Annotated in this window: 20 protein-coding genes; 12 read left to right on the top strand and 8 right to left on the bottom strand. The window is 70.6% G+C overall.

Features of this window, described 5'->3' with window-relative positions; translation table 11 throughout:
• Positions 1–4 precede the first annotated feature (4 nt).
• The gene (locus tag ACTOWY_RS07490) at positions 5–1,660 is read left to right on the top strand and encodes a methyltransferase (RefSeq protein WP_441308876.1); all 1,656 of its coding nucleotides are present in this window, start codon (positions 5–7) and stop codon (positions 1,658–1,660) included.
• Between the two features lie 161 nt (positions 1,661–1,821).
• A complete protein-coding gene (locus tag ACTOWY_RS07495; RefSeq protein WP_441308877.1) occupies positions 1,822–3,582 on the top strand; it encodes a right-handed parallel beta-helix repeat-containing protein in 1,761 nt (586 codons plus the stop codon).
• Between the two features lie 132 nt (positions 3,583–3,714).
• On the opposite strand, the gene ACTOWY_RS07500 is transcribed toward ACTOWY_RS07495, so the two are convergent.
• Positions 3,715–4,335 (bottom strand): class I SAM-dependent methyltransferase, encoded by a 621-nt coding sequence (locus ACTOWY_RS07500; protein WP_441308878.1) that lies wholly within the window; start codon positions 4,333–4,335, stop codon positions 3,715–3,717.
• 56 nt (positions 4,336–4,391) lie between these two features.
• Here ACTOWY_RS07500 and ACTOWY_RS07505 point away from each other — a divergent pair, with 56 nt between their 5' ends.
• The gene (locus tag ACTOWY_RS07505; RefSeq protein WP_441308879.1) at positions 4,392–4,691 is read left to right on the top strand and encodes a putative quinol monooxygenase; all 300 of its coding nucleotides are present in this window, start codon (positions 4,392–4,394) and stop codon (positions 4,689–4,691) included.
• On the opposite strand, the gene ACTOWY_RS07510 is transcribed toward ACTOWY_RS07505, so the two are convergent.
• Positions 4,688–5,335, bottom strand: coding sequence for a GntR family transcriptional regulator (locus ACTOWY_RS07510; RefSeq protein WP_441308880.1), 648 nt, complete (start codon positions 5,333–5,335; stop codon positions 4,688–4,690). The two genes, ACTOWY_RS07505 and ACTOWY_RS07510, sit on opposite strands and share 4 nt — an antisense overlap.
• Positions 5,336–5,394: 59 nt before the next feature.
• On the opposite strand from ACTOWY_RS07510, the gene ACTOWY_RS07515 reads away from it, so the two are divergent.
• The 3 genes from ACTOWY_RS07515 (at position 5,395) to ACTOWY_RS07525 (ending at position 8,957) form a co-directional block, all read left to right on the top strand.
• Positions 5,395–6,531: a mandelate racemase/muconate lactonizing enzyme family protein gene (locus ACTOWY_RS07515; protein WP_441308881.1), complete on the top strand. Its 1,137-nt coding sequence runs from the start codon at positions 5,395–5,397 to the stop codon at positions 6,529–6,531.
• 90 nt (positions 6,532–6,621) lie between these two features.
• The gene (locus ACTOWY_RS07520) at positions 6,622–7,389 is read left to right on the top strand and encodes an SDR family NAD(P)-dependent oxidoreductase (RefSeq protein WP_441308882.1); all 768 of its coding nucleotides are present in this window, start codon (positions 6,622–6,624) and stop codon (positions 7,387–7,389) included.
• Complete coding sequence (locus ACTOWY_RS07525) at positions 7,386–8,957, top strand: alpha-amylase family glycosyl hydrolase (RefSeq protein ID WP_441308883.1); 1,572 nt, start codon at positions 7,386–7,388, stop codon at positions 8,955–8,957. Before ACTOWY_RS07520 ends, ACTOWY_RS07525 begins: the two co-directional genes overlap by 4 nt.
• On the opposite strand, the gene ACTOWY_RS07530 is transcribed toward ACTOWY_RS07525, so the two are convergent.
• The gene (locus tag ACTOWY_RS07530) at positions 8,954–9,370 is read right to left on the bottom strand and encodes a hypothetical protein (RefSeq protein WP_441308884.1); all 417 of its coding nucleotides are present in this window, start codon (positions 9,368–9,370) and stop codon (positions 8,954–8,956) included. The two genes, ACTOWY_RS07525 and ACTOWY_RS07530, sit on opposite strands and share 4 nt — an antisense overlap.
• A gap of 59 nt (positions 9,371–9,429) precedes the next feature.
• Positions 9,430–10,014: a dienelactone hydrolase family protein gene (locus tag ACTOWY_RS07535; protein WP_441308885.1), complete on the bottom strand. Its 585-nt coding sequence runs from the start codon at positions 10,012–10,014 to the stop codon at positions 9,430–9,432.
• Positions 10,015–10,095: 81 nt separating this feature from the next.
• Here ACTOWY_RS07535 and ACTOWY_RS07540 point away from each other — a divergent pair, with 81 nt between their 5' ends.
• The 4 genes from ACTOWY_RS07540 to ACTOWY_RS07555 are packed head-to-tail and all read left to right on the top strand — an operon-like array spanning position 10,096 to position 11,723.
• Positions 10,096–11,037 carry a helix-turn-helix transcriptional regulator gene (locus ACTOWY_RS07540; RefSeq protein ID WP_441308886.1) on the top strand — a complete coding sequence of 314 codons (942 nt, stop codon included), beginning with the start codon at positions 10,096–10,098 and terminating at the stop codon, positions 11,035–11,037.
• Positions 11,038–11,083: 46 nt separating this feature from the next.
• The gene (locus tag ACTOWY_RS07545; protein WP_441308887.1) at positions 11,084–11,305 is read left to right on the top strand and encodes a hypothetical protein; all 222 of its coding nucleotides are present in this window, start codon (positions 11,084–11,086) and stop codon (positions 11,303–11,305) included.
• Between the two features lie 12 nt (positions 11,306–11,317).
• The gene (locus ACTOWY_RS07550; RefSeq protein WP_441309123.1) at positions 11,318–11,455 is read left to right on the top strand and encodes a sigma factor-like helix-turn-helix DNA-binding protein; all 138 of its coding nucleotides are present in this window, start codon (positions 11,318–11,320) and stop codon (positions 11,453–11,455) included.
• Positions 11,456–11,486: 31 nt separating this feature from the next.
• Positions 11,487–11,723, top strand: a complete 237-nt coding sequence (locus ACTOWY_RS07555) for a hypothetical protein (RefSeq protein ID WP_441308888.1) — start codon at positions 11,487–11,489, stop codon at positions 11,721–11,723.
• Here ACTOWY_RS07555 and ACTOWY_RS07560 read toward each other — a convergent pair.
• Positions 11,671–12,300, bottom strand: a complete 630-nt coding sequence (locus ACTOWY_RS07560) for a TetR/AcrR family transcriptional regulator (protein WP_441308889.1) — start codon at positions 12,298–12,300, stop codon at positions 11,671–11,673. The genes ACTOWY_RS07555 and ACTOWY_RS07560 overlap by 53 nt on opposite strands.
• Before the next feature lie 45 nt (positions 12,301–12,345).
• Between ACTOWY_RS07560 and ACTOWY_RS07565 the strand changes: the two genes are divergently transcribed.
• Entirely contained in the window at positions 12,346–12,891 is a 546-nt protein-coding gene (locus ACTOWY_RS07565) for a GNAT family N-acetyltransferase (protein WP_441308890.1), read from the top strand.
• A 7-nt stretch (positions 12,892–12,898) separates the two neighbouring features.
• Here ACTOWY_RS07565 and ACTOWY_RS07570 read toward each other — a convergent pair whose 3' ends face one another.
• A complete protein-coding gene (locus ACTOWY_RS07570) occupies positions 12,899–13,162 on the bottom strand; it encodes a DUF1876 domain-containing protein (RefSeq protein ID WP_441308891.1) in 264 nt (87 codons plus the stop codon).
• Positions 13,163–13,368: 206 nt separating this feature from the next.
• On the opposite strand from ACTOWY_RS07570, the gene ACTOWY_RS07575 reads away from it, so the two are divergent.
• Complete coding sequence (locus tag ACTOWY_RS07575; RefSeq protein ID WP_441308892.1) at positions 13,369–13,956, top strand: Uma2 family endonuclease; 588 nt, start codon at positions 13,369–13,371, stop codon at positions 13,954–13,956.
• Between the two features lie 246 nt (positions 13,957–14,202).
• On the opposite strand, the gene ACTOWY_RS07580 is transcribed toward ACTOWY_RS07575, so the two are convergent.
• Positions 14,203–15,213, bottom strand: coding sequence for an alpha/beta fold hydrolase (locus tag ACTOWY_RS07580; protein WP_441308893.1), 1,011 nt, complete (start codon positions 15,211–15,213; stop codon positions 14,203–14,205).
• Positions 15,214–15,372: 159 nt separating this feature from the next.
• Positions 15,373–15,915 carry a YciI family protein gene (locus ACTOWY_RS07585; RefSeq protein ID WP_441309124.1) on the bottom strand — a complete coding sequence of 181 codons (543 nt, stop codon included), beginning with the start codon at positions 15,913–15,915 and terminating at the stop codon, positions 15,373–15,375.
• Positions 15,916–16,042: the final 127 nt, after the last annotated feature.

Raw genomic sequence — 16,042 nt, forward strand, 5'->3', positions numbered from 1 at the left:
ACACATGACCTCGACCCTCGCCCCCATTCTGGCCGGGGCAGACCGCACCCGTCTGCGAACAACCCTGGAACTGGTGCGCGCCAACGACACCGAGTCGGTGCTGGCCGCGGCGATGCCCACGCTGCCGCCGGCCGAACGCGCCGCGCTGGCCGGCCGGACCCGCTTCGCGCACGCCGCCGTGCTGATCTTCCCCGCCACCCTGGACGGGCTGCGCGAGGAGCTGGCCCACCACGGCCTCGACGTGGGTGCGATGACCCCCAGCGTGGTGGTCCGCGACCGGCTCAGCCGCCGCTACGGGGTGCCCGCCGCCGAACTCCAGGTCGGCATCCTGCGCGCCCCGGTCACCGATGCCGCCGGACAGCCGCGCGAGCTGGAGATCTTCGCCATGGCCACCCCGCCGGAACTGGCGCATCTGGCCACCGACGAACGCCGCCACGGCCGGGAGAACCACGTCGCGCTGGCCGTGCCTGCGGCCGATCCGGTGCTGCTCGCCGGGGTGCAGCGCATCGTCGCCGCGCACCTGCGGCCCGACGGCGGCGGCTACAACCGGCACGAGAACTGCACGGTGCTCTACTTCCGGGACGCCCAGCACCCGAACCCGGCCTTCCGCCGCCTGGAACTGATCTCCACCGGCGATGTCCAGCCGCTGCTGGCCGCGCACCTGCGCGAATCCGCACCCGGTCTGGGCCTGCTGCGCCTGCTCACCGGCGCCTGGGCCACCCAGGCCATCGCCGCCGCGGTCGAACTCGGCCTGCCCGACCACCTGGTCGGTACCGCCGCGGTGCCCGCACTGGCCACGGCCACCGGCACGCACCAGGACAGCCTCGGCAGGCTGCTGCGCTACCTGACCACCCTCGGCGTGGTGCGCACGGTGCCCACCGGCTACGCGCTGACCGAGCTGGGCGAACTGCTGCGCACCGAAGTCGACGGGTCGATGCACTCCCTCGCCCGGATGTACGGCGGGCCTTTCTACCGATCGTTCGGCGCGCTGACCGAGGCCGTGCGCACCGGCGAGGAGTCCTTCGCCAAGGTCTTCGGCGCGCACCACTTCACCCACCTGGCAGGCGATCCCGAACTGGCCGGGCTGTTCCACCAGTCCATGGCGGCCAGCAACGCGATGTTCGGCGAACTCACCCGCCAGGTCGACTTCACCGCCGCGGGCACCGTGATCGACATCGCCGGCGGCAACGGCGAACTGCTCGCCCGCGTGCTGACCGCCAACCCCACCGCCCACGGCATCCTGTTCGACCTCCCCAGCGCCCTGGTCACCGCCGGTCCGACGTTGGAGCCGGTGGCCGAGCGGGTCACCCTGGTGCCCGGCGACTTCACCAAGACCGTGCCCGCAGGCGGTGACGTCTACCTGCTCTCCCGGGTGCTGCACGACTGGGATGACGCCCGCTGCCAGGAGATCCTGGCCATCTGTGCGGCGGCCATGCCCGAGCACGCGGAGCTGATGATCATCGAACGGCTGTTGCCCGAGGCCGGGCCGACCGATTCGCTCGCGGTGCCCTGGGACATCCACATGCTGTGCAACGTGGGCGGCCGCGAACGCACCGAGTCGCACTACCGATCCCTACTGGCCGCAGCGGGTTTCGAGCTGACCAGGACCACGCCGCTGCCGCTGGACGGCTTCCTGCTGCGCGCCCGCAAGGCGGGCTGAGCACAGCGCCTCCGCCCGGACAGCACGACACCTACGCCATTCGTGTCGTGCTGTCCGGGTGGAACTGCCCGATAGCGCACTACCTCTCGCCGGGGCCTGTTTTCCGGCAGGCCGCGCACTACGTTGATCTCCGACCAGGCCGTCGCCGCAGGGCGGAACCGATGGGGGACAACACGATGGACCACGCGCACGACCCGGCGAAGAAGTTCGACCGCAAGCGCTTCCTGCGGATCGGCGGTATCGGGGCCGCGGCCGCGGTGGTGGCCCCGGCGGCCACCGCACACGCCGCACCGGCAGCGCCGGAGTCCGCACTGGTCTTCAACGTCAAGGACTTCGGCGCCCGCGGCGACGGAATCGCCGATGACACCGCCGGTATCGCCGCGACGATCAAGGCGGCCGTCGCCGGCGGCACCGTGTACTTCCCGCCCGGCGATTTCCGGGTCAACGGCGAGATTCTCATCCAGGCCAACAACATCCTCGTGCGTGGCGCGGGCTGGGCCTCCCGGCTCACCCAGACCGACGCCAGTGGCAAGGGCAAGGCCACCCTGCGGTTCGGCAACGCCGACGGTGTGGCGGTGCGCGAGCTGAGTTTCACCGGGCGCGGCACCGAACACGTTGCAGGAGATGGGAATCTGTCCTACAACGGGGTGGCCGCGGTCCGCTTCGACGGCTGTACGAACGTCACCGTGTCCGGCTGCCGGATCGCCCACCACGCCGGCGGCGGCATCCGCTGGACCGGCTCGCTGCGTGGGGCCCTGTTCGCGGACAACACCATCACCGGCATCGGCGGCGACCCCGGCCCGATCCGTCGCGGTGACAACAACAACGACTTCGCCATCGGCCAGTGGAACAGCAGTCCCAACGAGAACATCGTCATCCGCGGCAACACCATCTCCGGCCACTGCTTCGGCATCGGCTCCGGCCACGGCGCCGGCCTGGTGATCAGCGGCAACGTCATCCACGGCATCCCGGGCCAGCACGGCATGTACCTCTCCGCGCCAGGCAGCGCGCAAATCGGCGGCAACGTCGTCCGGAACGTGGCGCTCAACTGTGTCAACGTGCAGATCGCCAAGTCGGCCGAGGTCACCGTGCCGTCACTGATGATCACCGACAACGTGCTGCACGACGCCGAGTCCGGCATCGTGCTCAACACCGCCAAGGACGTCGCCACCGCCGGGTTCCAGCAGCCGGTCATCGCGGGCAACTCGGTGCGCACGATGAGCGAGTACGGCATCGCGGTCAACCGCACCTGGCACGGCTCGATCATCGGCAACACCGTCGCAGGCACCGGCGCCTACGGCTTGCTGCTCAACGGTTTCAGCGGCGCTGTGCGGGACAACACGGTGCGCGAGACCAATTGGAGCGGCCTGTACGTCGACCTGATCGGCGACACCCACTCCGCGGGCAACGTGTTCACCGACTGCGCGCGGAACACCACCGGCGCCCCGGCCGCAGACCGGCTGGCCTACTACGTCAACGCGGTGAGGACGACCACGGTCACCCCGCAGCCGGTCCTGCACAGCGATGCCGACCTGCTGCACGCCGCGGCCCCGGAACCGGCCACCCTGCGCAAGTGCCTGCACAGCAGCGCGGGCACCGCCGTGCTCATCCGCGGCCTGGTCAACCGGACCAGCAAACCCTGGGAGTTCAAGGGCGAACTCCTGCACCTGGACTTCGCCTACTCGCGCACCGCCGACTTCAGCGACAACACACACCTCAACCCCAGCACCCCGGTCTACGGCCGCGGCCGCCGCGAACTGTACGGCCTCCAGGACCCAGCGGCAGCCGGCATGACCGCACCCTTCCAGCCCGGCGACACCTGCTGGCACGCCAAGCCCACCGCAGGCGGCACCCCCGGCTGGATCTGCATCACCGCAGGCTCCCCCGGCACCTGGAAGGCCATGGCCCCCCTCACCGCCTAACTCGCCGGTGTCGTACCACTTGGGCCAACTGGTACGCCCACTTGGGCCAAACCGGCGTACCAGTTGGGCCAACTCGCCGCCCACAACGGCCAACACACCGTACGACAACGGCCAACACGGTGCGAGTGGGTGCTATCCGGGTTTGGTCCAGACCAGGGAGTATCGGCGCAGGACGTGGCGTCGGTAGCGCACGCCGGGCAGCAGGCGGTTGGCCGTGGCCCGCACCTGTCCGTAGCTCAGCCGCGCCTCGGCCCCTGGCATTCCCTCGGGGCTGTGTGCGCGGCGCAACCGCTTGAGGCTCCACACAATCGGCGTCGACGCGACCGCGAACGCCCGCTCCGCCAAGGTCTCCGAGCGGGCCAGCGCGACCACGACCAGGGTGCCGCCGGGTCGCAGCAGTTCGCGCAGGCGGAGCAGGGCGGGTGCCAGGTCCACGTGGTGGATGGTGGCCACCGAGCAGATGAAGTCATAGCCCGCCGCGGGCAGGTCGGCGGTGCGGAAATCGTCCTCGATGAAGTCGAGGTCCGGGTGGCCGGCCGCGAGTTCGCGGGCGAGGGTGATCATCTCCGCTGAGCTGTCGATTCCGGTGACACGCTTGGCTTTCGCGGTCAGTTTCCGGGCGAGCAGGCCGTCACCGCAGCCGATGTCCAGGGCTTCGCGGCAGTCCTCGGGCACGGCGCGCAGGATGTCTGGGTGCCGGGCGACGTTGGTGTTCCAGTACGGCCGCACGTTGTTCCCCAGGGGGTCGGGCATCGCGCCACGATACCGCTCACCCGGGGAGTGTCAGGCCCGCGTGCGAGGCTGCCCCCATGAGCTACGGCTATCTCGCCTCGATGAAGACCAAGCCCGGCCACCGCGACGAGGTGGTGGCGATCCTGCTCTCCGGTGTGGACGGTCTGCGCGCCGCGGGGTGCGCGCTGTACGTGGTGGGTGTCTCCGCCACCGACGCGGACACCATCTGGGTCAGCGAGGTCTGGCAGTCCCGGGAACACCACGCCGCCTCGCTGGAACTGCCCGAGTCCAAGGCGGCGATCGGCCGGGCCATGCCGATGCTGACCGGTGAGTTCACCGGCCAGGAACTGACCGTGGCCGGTGGCCTTGGCCTCTAACCCAGCAGTGTGGCCACCGCCTGCACGATGTGCTCGTCCAGTGCGGCGTACCGGGCGTCGGCGTCCCCGGCGCGGATGACCTCCAGCAGCACCGCGTGTTCCTCGGTGATCCGGTGCAGTCGCCGCGCCGGGTCGCCCAGGCCCTGGAACTGCACCCGTAGCCGCCACTGGATGCTGCCCCACAGCTGACTGGTCTGCGGTGATCCGCCCGCCTCGACCAGGGTCCGGTGGAAGCGCACGTCGGCCTCGGTGACCGCGCGCAGGTCGGCCCGCCGGGCGGCGGCGTCCATCTGTGCGACCACCTCGGCGAGCTGGTCGCACAGTTTGTCCCGGCCGGATTCCACCGCGCGGTCCAGTGCGTACCGCTCCAGGTGCAGGCGCAGCGGGGCGAGGACCTCGCGCAGTTCGCGTTCGGTGATCTCGGCGACGAAGGAGCCGCGGTTGGGCGCGTGCACCACCAGGCCCTCGCTCTCCAGCTGGGCCAGGGCCTCGCGCACGGGGGCCGCGCTGACGCCGAACTCGGCGCCGAGCTGGTCCTGGCGCAGCTTCTCCCCCGGTGGCAGCTCGCCGGTGATGATCGCCTCGCGCAGGGTCTCGGCGATGTAGGTCCGCGTGGTGCGGGTCCCGTGGTTGGTCAGGCGCACCGGCTCACCCTAGCGCACTATCGGTTGACGATTATCGATTATCGTCGTAGCTTGCCGACATGCAGATCAGGGAGATCCGGGCCGCCGGGTTACGAGGCGGCACCCCGCCGGGCGGGTGGACCGAGGAGCTGACCCCCGAGGACGTGGTGCACACCCTGATCGCGGTGCACACCGATGCGGGCCCGGTCGGCATCGGCAGCTGTTCGAGTAGCGAGGACCTGGTCCGCGCCGCGCTCGCACTGCTGGAACCGCTCTACCGCGGGCAGTCCGCGCTGGAGCCCGAGCGACTGACCGAACGCCTGCACCAGCACACCTTCTGGCTCGGCCGGGGCGGCGCGGTCACGCACACCATCAGCGGGATCGACCTGGCGCTGTGGGATCTGCTCGGTCAGTCCACCTACCAACCGGTCGGTAGATTGTTGGGCGGGCGGTACCGCGATCGGGTGCGGCCCTACGCCTCGGTGCTGATGGACCAGCCATCCCGGCTGACCGAGGAGCTGCTCGCCTTGCGCGCCAACGGCTTCCGCGCCTTCAAGATCGGCTGGGGACCGTTCGGCCGGGAGCACGCGGCCCGGGATGAGGAGATCGTGCGGGCCGCCCGGACGGCGGTCGGGCCGGAGGCGCTGCTGGCCGTGGACGCCGGGGGCAGCGACGGCTTCTGGCGCGGTGATCTGAAGTGGGCGCTGCGCACCGCGAGCATGCTCGCCGAGTACGCGGTGGCCTGGTTCGAGGAGCCGCTGCGCCCGGACGCGGTGGCCGACTACGCGGTGCTGCGGGCGCGCTCGCCGGTGCCCATCGCCGGTGGCGAGGTGCTCACCCGCCGCCAGTCCTTCCAGCCCTACCTCCAGCAGGGCTGTTTCGACCTGGTGCAGCCGGACTGCACCAAGGTCGGCGGGCTGAGCGAGAGCCGCCGGATCGGCTGGCAGGCCGAGGCGCACGGGGTGCGGCTGATCCCGCACGGCTGGAACACCGCGGTCGGCCTGGCCGCCGACCTGCAGCTGGCCTCGGCACTGCCGGACACCGACCTGGTCGAGTACCGCACCAGCGCGCCCTACATCGACGAGATCACCACCGCCCCGCCCCGGCTCGATCCGGACGGCACCCTGCCCATCCCGGACTCCCCCGGCCTCGGCATCACCCTGGATCCAGACCGCCTGGCCCGGTACACCAACGCCGCCGCGCTACTGGTCCCCTGATCCCCCGTACCACTTGGGCCAACTGGCACGCCCACTTGAGCCAACCCGGCGTACCAGTTGGCCCAACTCGCCGGAAGAAGGGAAACCGAGGTGGCACAACGGATGGTGGTGGTCACCGGCGGGGCCTCGGGCATCGGCCGGGCCGCGGTCGGGCTGCTCGGCCAGGCCGGGATCCCGGTCGCGGTGCTCGACGCGGACGCCGCGGGCGCGGCAGCGGCCGCCGCCGACCTGCCCAGCGCGATCGGCATCCAGTGCGATGTCACCGATGAGTCCTCGGTGCGGCAGGCGGTGGCTGCCGCGGTGCGGCACTTCGGCACCCCGCCCACCGGTCTGCTGACCGCGGCGGGCATCGACCTGGGCGGCCCGGCGCACGAACTGCCGCTGTCGCACTGGAACCGGGTGCTGGAGGTCAACCTCACCGGCACGTTCCTGGCCGCCTGCACGGTGATCGCGTCGATGCTGGACCACGGCGTCGGCGGTTCGCTGGTGCTGTGCTCCTCCCCCGCCGCCTCGGTGGCCTTCGGCACCGGCGGCACCAGCGCCTACGCCGCGAGCAAGGGCGGGGTGTCCGCCTTGGTGCGCGCACTCGCCATCGACTACGCGGCGCACGGGATCCGGGTCAACGCGATCGTGCCCGGCCCCACCGAAACCCCGCTGATGTGGGCCACCACCCCGGAATCCGGCCGCAGCGCGCTGCGCGAGCGGCTGTGCGCGGAGGTCCCGCTGGGCCGTCTCGCGGACCCGGTCGAACCGGCCAGGGCGGTGATCTGGTTGCTGGGCGGGGATTCCGGTTACGTCACCGGCTCGCAGCTGGTCTGCGATGGCGGCGTGCTGGCCAAGGCGGCGGTGAGCGCGTGAACTGGTGGCGGGACGCGGTGATCTACCAGGTCTACCCGCGCAGCTTCGCCGACAGCGACGGCGACGGCATCGGCGATCTGCTTGGCCTGGTTGACAAACTCGACTACCTGGCGAACACCCTTGGCGTGGACGCGATCTGGCTGTGCCCGGTCTATCCTTCGCCGCAGATCGACTTCGGCTACGACATCAGCGATCACACCGCCATCGACCCGGTCTTCGGCACCGACGCCGATTTCGCCGAGCTGATCACCGCGGCACACGCCCGTGGCCTCAAACTGATCATCGACTTCGTGCCCAACCACACCTCCGACCAGCACCCCTGGTTCCAGGAATCCCGTGCTGGCAAAGACAATCCGAAGCGCGACTGGTACGTCTGGGCCGACCCCCGCCCCGACGGCACACCCCCGTCCAACTGGACCAGCGAACAGGGCGGCTCGACCTGGGAGTTCGACCAGGCCACCGGTCAGTACTACCTGCATTCCTTCCACCGCACCCAGCCGGATGTCAACTGGCGCAACCCGGAACTACGCGCGGCGATGCTGAAGGTGTTGCGGCACTGGCTTGATCGCGGCGTGGACGGCTTCCGCATCGACGTCCTGCACCTCATCGCCAAGGACCCCGCGTTCACCGACAACCCACCCCGCCCACTGCCCGCCCCCAACGGCACCGACCTGCAACACCCCGACTACGACACCCAATGGCACCTGCACGACCGCCTGCACCCCGATCTGGACGGCTATATAACGGAAATCCGCGCCCTGCTCGACGAGTACACCGCCCGCACCGGCCAGGAACGCATCGCCATCGGCGAGGTGGAGGCCATGCCCTGGACCGCCGCAACCCGTTTCCTGGGCGCACAACTCAACGGCGTGCACTTCACCTTCAACTTCGACTTCCTCGAAACCCGCTGGCACGCCAAGGCATTGCGCGCCGCCATCGGCGCCCAGGAAGCCGCGCTGCCCCCGGACGCCTGGCCCAACTACGTCCTGTCCAACCACGACCGCCCCCGCCTGCCCACCCGCCTCGGCCCGGAGCACACCCGCGTCGCCGCCCTGCTCCTGCTCACCCTGCGCGGCACCCCGACCCTGTACTACGGCGAGGAACTCGGCCTGTCCGACCTCCCCATTCCGCGCGAGCGCTGGCAGGACCCGCTCGGCCGCGACCAGGTCCGCGGCCCCATGCCCTGGACCAGCACCGAGCACACCACCTGGCTACCCGCCAACGCCCACTACCTGGCCAACACAGTCGAGTCCCAACTCGCCGACCCGCACTCCACCCTCACCCTCTACTGCCGCCTGCTCGCCCTGCGCCGCGCCAACCCCGCCCTGCACCGCGGCGACTACCAGGCCCTGGCCGGCCTGCCGGAGCACTGCCTCGCCTACCTGCGCGGCACCCCGGCACACACCCTGGCCGTGCTCCTCAACCTCGGCCCAGACCCGGCCACGATCACCCTGCCCCGCCCCGGAAACGCACTGCTGTCGACCTCCGGCACCGCACCCGACGGCACCCGGTCCGAGTTCCAGGTACCCGCCCACGCAGGCTTGATCGTGGCTCTGACCAGGCGCTAGTCGTCCAGCAAGTATCGGATGTGGTTGGTGTCCGGCTCCGGGTACGACCGGTCCAGGTACCACTGGTCAAGCGGCCGGACCAGCGCCCGCAACTCGCGTGCAGCCTTGACCGGCAACACCCGCAACGCCAGCCGCAGCGCCTTGCGGCGCTCGACCGGATCGTCCCACTGGCAGCCAGGACAGGGACAGTCCTCCGGCGCGTAGGTGGCCAGGGTCTGCCTGGTGCCGTGCACAAATCGGGACCAGCCGGCGAGTGCTTCGGCAATCGCACCCGGCCGCAGGTGATCACGTTCGAGTTCGCGGATCGCACTCATGGTGCGCACGGAAACCCCGGAGACCTGGGGGATCTTCCGGCCGGGCTGCGGGTGCAGTGGCAGGCGGGCGCGGAGTGTTACCGGGCGCCTACGCGGCATGGCCCTTTCGGATCGTCATGGCCGTCATCCTGCCACGGGGAGCCGAGCCGGGGAGTCGTTCAGCCAAGTCGGGCGAGAAATGCCGTTGAGCGCTCCAGCACAAGAGTCGCGGCCTCGGCGTCGTAGCCGGGCAGTGAGCTGTCGGTGAACAGGTGAGCACTTCCGGGGTAGAGGAAGAGTTCGGCCAGTTCCGGCCCGGCGATCTCGACGAGTTCACGGGCAGCGGGCAGGTCCTCGCCGAAAAACTCGTCTCCCTCGGCGCCATGGATCTGCACCGGCAGGCCCTCGGGCCAGGACCCGAAGGCCCACTCGCCGGTGACCGGGATGCAGGACTCGTAGAGCAGGGCGCCCAGCGCACCCGGCCGCGTCTGCGCCAGGCGCTGGGCAACCGACTCCCCCGCGGAGAAGCCCCCGTAGACCAGTGCGCCAGGCAGGTCGCCGACCGCTCGGTCGGCCCGCCGGTCCAGCTCGTCGCCGAGTTCCCGGATCAGCGCGAGACCGGCCTCGATGCTCTCGGGGAGGATCCCGTCGAACAGGTCTGGGGTGTGCACGGTGTGCCCCGCGGCCCGGAAGCCCTCGGCGAACCAGCGGATCCCCTCGGTGAGTCCCCGGGTGTGGTGGAACAGGACGATCTCGGCAATCACGTCTCTCCTGACTTCTCGGACAACTGCCCAGCACCGTAGCGATGGTTCAGGACGAATCCGTTCCGCATTAGGTTGGGGTCCATGGCCGCAGTCAGTCCCGCCTCCCGTGCGCTCCGGGTGTTGACCCTGATCCAGGATCACCCTGGAATCACCGCCGACCGGCTCGCCGACCAGCTCGGGGTGACGCCACGGGCCGCCCGGCGCTACGTCGCGATCCTGCGCGACGCCGAGGTCCCGGTGGAGTCGGCGCGCGGGCTCTACGGCGGCTACCGGCTCGGGCGCGGCATCCGCCTGCCGCCGCTGGTCTTCACCGCCACCGAGGCGCTCGGCCTGGTCATGGCCGTGCTCGACGGCAGCCACCCGGTGGACGACGGTCCGGTCGGGGCCGCGCTGGGCAAGCTGATCCGGGCGCTGCCGGAGCACGTCGGCCGTCCGGCGGCGACCATCCGGCAGCACGCCTCCGCCGTGCCCACCAGCCTGCCCCGTCCCGATCCGGAGCGGACGATCGCGCTGGTCACCGCCGTGGCGCGGCAGCGTCGGGTGTGCCTGGGCTACCGCAGCCGGGCCGGCGCGGAGTGGGCGGAGGAGGTGGACCCGTGGGCCGTCGTCGTACGCCACGGCCTCTGGTACTTGCTGTGCCACTCCCACCGGGTCAACGCCGTGCGCACCTACCGGATCGACCGGGTCGTCGCCGTGCGGGAGTGCGCGGAGACGTTCGAGCCGCCGCCCGAACTCGACCCCGTGCCGCTGCTGGAAGCGCAGCTGGGCACGGGCCGGGAGTTCGAGACCAAGGTGGTCTTCGCCGCGCCGTATGCGGAGGTGGCCCGATTCGTCACGCCGCCGATGGGACGCCTGGAGCCACTCGACGGCGACCACTGCCTGCTCGTGGGCAGCACGAGCAATCCGGCGATGGTGGCGGGCGAGTGGCTCTCCGCCATGCCGTTCGCCTTCCGGGTCGAGGGCGGCCCCGAGCTGCGCGCGGCCGTGCGCGACCTCGCCGAGCGGCTGTCCGCGGCGATCTGAGGCGTGGCCGCGTAACGGGATTCCGGCTGGGCGGCAACTAGTGGACGTGAGCGAAACCATGGTCGAACCACAACCGCCGCCGGAGACGCGGCAGGCCGTCGCGGCCGGTCCGGCGAGTGCGTTCGAGACGATCTACCGGGCGATCACCTCCTTCCGCACCTTCGACCCGGCCAGGGGCACCGCCCGCGGCTGGTTGCTGGGCATCGACGCCGAACGCGCGGGCCGGGTCCTGCTCGACGGCCTGGCTGCTCTGTCCACTGTGGACTGAGAAGCGATCGAGCTGGTGGACATCGCAGGCCTGAGTCCCAAGGAGGCGGCGGTGGCGCTGAAGGTGTCGTCCGGCGCGTTGCGGATCAGGTTGCTCCGGGCCCGCGCCAGGTTGCGCGGACTCGCCAAGACATCAAGGGGTGCGGGCTGATGGGCACGTTCGAGGAACGACTGCTGGTCTGGTGATCACCGGGGTGTCGGTGCTGGGTGAGGGCACGCCCGCCTTCGCGGTGAGCAAGGACAACGACGGCAAGGTCACCATCACCATCAAGGAGTTCAGCGCGATCGACGCGCTCAACAAGGAGCTGGGCCGGATCGGCGTGAGCAAGCCGTTCCACGGCGGCGGCACCGAACCCACCTGGACCCTCACCCTCCTGGTGCGCGGCCAACTGCCGGGCTGCCTGCTCTCCCCGGCCTGATCGAGTCCAGAAACCCGTCCAGCAGAGCCAATTGCCGCTCCGGCGGGAACCGGTCCGGGTCGAACAACGCCTGCACCACCAATCCGTGGGTGAAACTCGCGGCCGTGGCGGCGATGTCCTCGGGGTCCGCGGCCCCGGGGATCTCACCCAGCCCCCGCGCAGCCAGCACCTGCCCGCACAACCGGTCCCGCCACCGCTGGTACCGGGCCCGCTGACTCTCGCCAAGCTCCGCATCTCCCAGTGCGGCATCCCAGAAACTGATCCACACCCGGCTCATCGCCACCATCTCCGGAGTCAGCGGCAGCACATCACACAGCGCCGCCCGCAACGCGGCCAGTCCGGGAGCCGCCGGAGCCTGCCGGGCCCGCGCGGAAGTGCGCTGCTCCGCGACCTCGTGGGCGTACCGCACCAGTTCCCGTTTGCTGCGGAAGTAGTGCGTGAGCAACCCGGTGGACGCGCCCAGCTCAGCCGCCACCGCCCGCATGGTCAGCCCACCAAAACCCTGCGCGGCCAGCACCCGCCACACCGCCTCGGACACCTCCGCGCGTCTCGCCTCGTGGTCACCTCTGGCCGGCATGCTGCTACGGTACACAACAAACGTTCTGTACCGAAACGGGGACCCATGCTGACCCGCACCCTGACCGACAACGCCGAACTCGCCGCCCTGGAACCCTGGCACGCCAACGAGTTCGCCACCCACGTGCACAACGCCCGCGCCCACCTCTCCCCCTGGCTGCCCTGGGCACTGACCGTGGTGGACACCGAGACCGCCGCCATGTTCCTGCAGCGCTACGCCGACGAACAGGCCAAGGGCAACGGCCGGATCCTGGGCATCTGGCTGGACGGAAAACTCGTCGGCGGCACCCTGTTCCGGGTGTGGGACAGCCGGACCGGGATGTGTGAGGTCGGCGTCTGGCTGGCGCCGGATGCGGTCGGGCACGGGCTGGTGACCAAGGCGGTCGGCGCCATGCTGGACTGGGCGATCGGGGTGCGCGGGATGTCCAGGGTGGAGTGGCGGACGGTGCCGGACAACACGCGCAGCATCGCCACCGCCCAGCGCCTGGGATTCACCAGGGAAGGCGTGCTGCGCCAGGCATTCCCACACCAGGGAATCCGGCACGACGTGGAGGTGTGGTCGCTGCTGGCGAGCGAATGGCGGCAGTCGTGACCCGCGCCTACACGTTCAGCCGGGCGGGACTGTGGGTGCGTTCCTCGATCCGCCGGGCCGCCGCGTCCACCAGTTCATGCGACAGGTTCGACAGCGCCCTGGCCGCGGCGATCTCCTCGCCGACGCAGGAGTCCGGGGTGTCGGCGGGGTTGCGGCGGGCGTAGCCGTGGCCGCGCACATCCGGGGCGCCGGAGCCGGTGAGGGTGGCGGTGGCCATGGTGCGGGTGCCGTCCTCGTCGAACCGCAGCTCGATCATCCAACGGTTTTCCATCGTGCTCACCTCGTTCGCGCTGCACGCGCGTGTTCGGTCACGGACTGCCCATCGTCTCGCCGTCCGGCGGCCCCGGCAACCGCAACAGTTCTCACTCACCGTAGTCACGGGTGACGCTGAAGGGTCGGACTGACCCGCGGGATACTTGAGCGCACGCCGATTCAGGAGGTGACATCGTGTCCGCAGCAGCTCTGGAGCCCCCAGCTATGCCGCATCGACCGACGGCCCTGATGATCGGCCCGCACACGGTTGAGGACTGGCTGGCTCTGGACCCACCGGTGGATGGGTCGATCGTCGAACTGATCTATGGATACCTACACGTGACTCCCGCACCATCAGGCGAACGCCAGAACATCGCTACCAACCTGGTCGTGCTGGTGAAGAACGCCCTCCGCACCGCCGAACGGAATGATCTGTACGCGGTCACCGCGGTGAACGTGCGCATCTCCACCACCTGGCGGACCGCGCTGATTCCAGACGTGGTGATCCTGACCCGCAAGCCGACCGGGGTGTACTTCGACCCCGCGGACCTGGCCCTGGCCGTGGAGGTCTGGTCGCCGGGCAACAAGCTCGCCGAGCGGGAGACCAAGATGGCGGGCTACGCCACCGCCGGGGTGCCGTTCGTGTGGACGATCGACCAGCCGGATGACCTGCGTGCCCTCCCGACGCTGACCGCCTACCGCCTGGAGCACGACCAGTACATCGCGGAGAACACCCTCAAGGCCGCTGGTCCGGTGACCATCACCGCCTCGCCGATTCCGATCACACTGGACCTGGCCGAACTCGACGCATAGCCGTCGCCCACCGGTTCCGGCTTCACCCAGGCGGGCAGCCGGTTCTCCCTGATCGGCGGCAGTGCCGGGCCGTCAGCAGGCTCAACACTGGGTGGATGGACAGCTCGTCAGCGGACCGCCGCCCGCCCGTCGCCGTCTGCCGGGACCCCACCGCGCTCGCCGAGGTGGCCACGCATGCGCCGGAGCCCGGCGCGACTGTGGACTGTCCAGGATCTCGGATCATCCACAGTGGCCAGTCGCGGCAGCTCACTTCCCGCGGTAGGGCGCCAGGAACGTGGTCAGCGCGGCCAGCACCTCCGCGGGCGCCTCCTCGGTGATCCAGTGCCCGCACCGCGGGATCACCACGCTGCGCACGTCGTCCGCGGCCAGTCGCATCGTGTTCGCGATCCCCTCCCCCGCGCTCTCCCCGCCGCCGATCGCCAGCACCGGCAGGGTCAATCGCCGGGCCTTGCGTTGTTCGTTCTGCGCGATGGTGGTCTCCAGCGCGCGGTACCACTCGAAGCTGCCGCGCAACGCCTCGCCGTCCCGGGCCAGGGTGTCGATGTAGTGCCGGACCGCGTGTGCGGGCAGTGGGCGGTGGGCCGAGGCGGCGAACTTGGCGCCGAAGTAGATCTGTTCGCGGCCCTGGACCAGGCGTTCGTTCAGCTCGGCGCCCAGGCGGTTGAAACCGAAGTGCCACAGGCGTTCGTTCGCCTTCGAGGTGCCCAGCAGCGGTGGTGACGGGGTCAGGCCGGGGATGATGGCTTCGGCCACCGCCAGGCGATCCAGCCGGTCGGGGTGGTCGGCGGCCAGGGCGTAGCTGATCGGCATGCCGGTGTCGTGGCCGACCAGGGCGAACCGCCGGTGGCCGAGCTTGCTCATCAGCGCGACCAGGTCGGCGGCCAGGGTGCCGGTGTCGTAGCCGGTGCGGGGTTTGCCGGTCAGGCCGCAGCCGCGCTGGTCGACCGCGATCACCTGGAAATCCTTGGCCAGCGCGGGCATCAGCAGGCGCCAGGTGTACCAGGTCTGCGGCCAGCCGTGCAGCAGGAGCAGTGGTGGGCCCGCGCCGCCGATGACCGCGTGCTGGCGCAGGTCGCCGGTGTCGATGTAGTGGCTGGTGAAGGTTTTGGTGAAGCCGCGGGGCAGGTTCGGCGCCCGGGACACCGAACCCGGGGCGGCCGAAGCCGTTGGAGCACTGGCCAATCCGAACAGCAGCGCACCCGCTCCCGCGGCGCGGATCGCGTTACGCCGGGAGATCCCGGTGGGCTCGCCGGACATGGTGATCACCTTTCGTCGCAACGGTTGTGCCCCGGGTCAGGACGAGCGTGGGTAGCGGATCCGGGCCTCGGGCACGACGCCGAACCTAGGTGGGCCGGGGTGCTGCGCGCGCCCGTCGGATGACGCTGTCCGACTACGTCATCCGGCTATCACCGCTGGTCAGGATGGTCGGCCGCCGAACTGCCAGCGGTGGGTCTCGATGGCGGCGTACCGGTCCGGGGTCAGCACGGCCCGCGCCGCGGCTGGGTCCGCGGCCACCAGCAGCGCCGCCGTGCCCAGCCAGCTGGCGCCGTCATCGGAGAGCAGTGGGCCGTAGGCGATCAGCCCGGCCTGCTCCGGCACGGCTAGGTCAGCAGGCTCGCCCTCGCCGAAGCCGAGCACCAGGTAGCGGTCGCCGCCGGTGCGGCCACCAGGGAACTCCCACATCGTGCGCCCCAGCCGGTTCTGCCACCGGCGCAGCAGCACATCCCGGTAGGCCCCGGCCTGGTAGCCGGGCTCGTCGAAGGCGAACGCGCGGGCGGCGGCCTGATCAGGCAGATCGAGGATGTGCAGGCTGCCGGTGGCGGTGTCGCCGTCCAGGGTCGGGCCGCGGGCGATCATCTGCTCGGCGAAGCGGTCCATATAGGACCAGTGCGCCGCCAGCAGCTCCATCCGCAGTGGCATCGAGCCGGGCCGGTCGCGGTGGTAGCAGAAGAACTCCATCCACCCAGTCTTGTCGATCACGCGCTGACCGGGTCCCCGGCTGTCAAGTAAATCTTGCGGTCTCCTTACCGAACGGTCGGTCGGCGCCCGGAATTCGCACGTCACCCGGTGTTTGGGTCGATACTGG

The organism is Crossiella sp. CA198 (assembly GCF_052078295.1).
Lineage (GTDB): Bacteria > Actinomycetota > Actinomycetes > Mycobacteriales > Pseudonocardiaceae > Crossiella.

Coding starts and splice junctions, on each gene's coding strand:
- ACTOWY_RS07490 (WP_441308876.1), top strand. CDS start 5: ATGACCTCGACCCTCGCCCCCATTCTGGCCGGGGCAGACCGCACCCGT.
- ACTOWY_RS07495 (WP_441308877.1), top strand. CDS start 1,822: ATGGGGGACAACACGATGGACCACGCGCACGACCCGGCGAAGAAGTTC.
- ACTOWY_RS07500 (WP_441308878.1), bottom strand. CDS start 4,335: ATGCCCGACCCCCTGGGGAACAACGTGCGGCCGTACTGGAACACCAAC.
- ACTOWY_RS07505 (WP_441308879.1), top strand. CDS start 4,392: ATGAGCTACGGCTATCTCGCCTCGATGAAGACCAAGCCCGGCCACCGC.
- ACTOWY_RS07515 (WP_441308881.1), top strand. CDS start 5,395: ATGCAGATCAGGGAGATCCGGGCCGCCGGGTTACGAGGCGGCACCCCG.
- ACTOWY_RS07530 (WP_441308884.1), bottom strand. CDS start 9,370: ATGCCGCGTAGGCGCCCGGTAACACTCCGCGCCCGCCTGCCACTGCAC.
- ACTOWY_RS07540 (WP_441308886.1), top strand. CDS start 10,096: ATGGCCGCAGTCAGTCCCGCCTCCCGTGCGCTCCGGGTGTTGACCCTG.
- ACTOWY_RS07560 (WP_441308889.1), bottom strand. CDS start 12,300: ATGCCGGCCAGAGGTGACCACGAGGCGAGACGCGCGGAGGTGTCCGAG.
- ACTOWY_RS07565 (WP_441308890.1), top strand. CDS start 12,346: ATGCTGACCCGCACCCTGACCGACAACGCCGAACTCGCCGCCCTGGAA.
- ACTOWY_RS07570 (WP_441308891.1), bottom strand. CDS start 13,162: ATGGAAAACCGTTGGATGATCGAGCTGCGGTTCGACGAGGACGGCACC.
- ACTOWY_RS07575 (WP_441308892.1), top strand. CDS start 13,369: ATGCCGCATCGACCGACGGCCCTGATGATCGGCCCGCACACGGTTGAG.
- ACTOWY_RS07580 (WP_441308893.1), bottom strand. CDS start 15,213: ATGTCCGGCGAGCCCACCGGGATCTCCCGGCGTAACGCGATCCGCGCC.
- ACTOWY_RS07585 (WP_441309124.1), bottom strand. CDS start 15,915: ATGGAGTTCTTCTGCTACCACCGCGACCGGCCCGGCTCGATGCCACTG.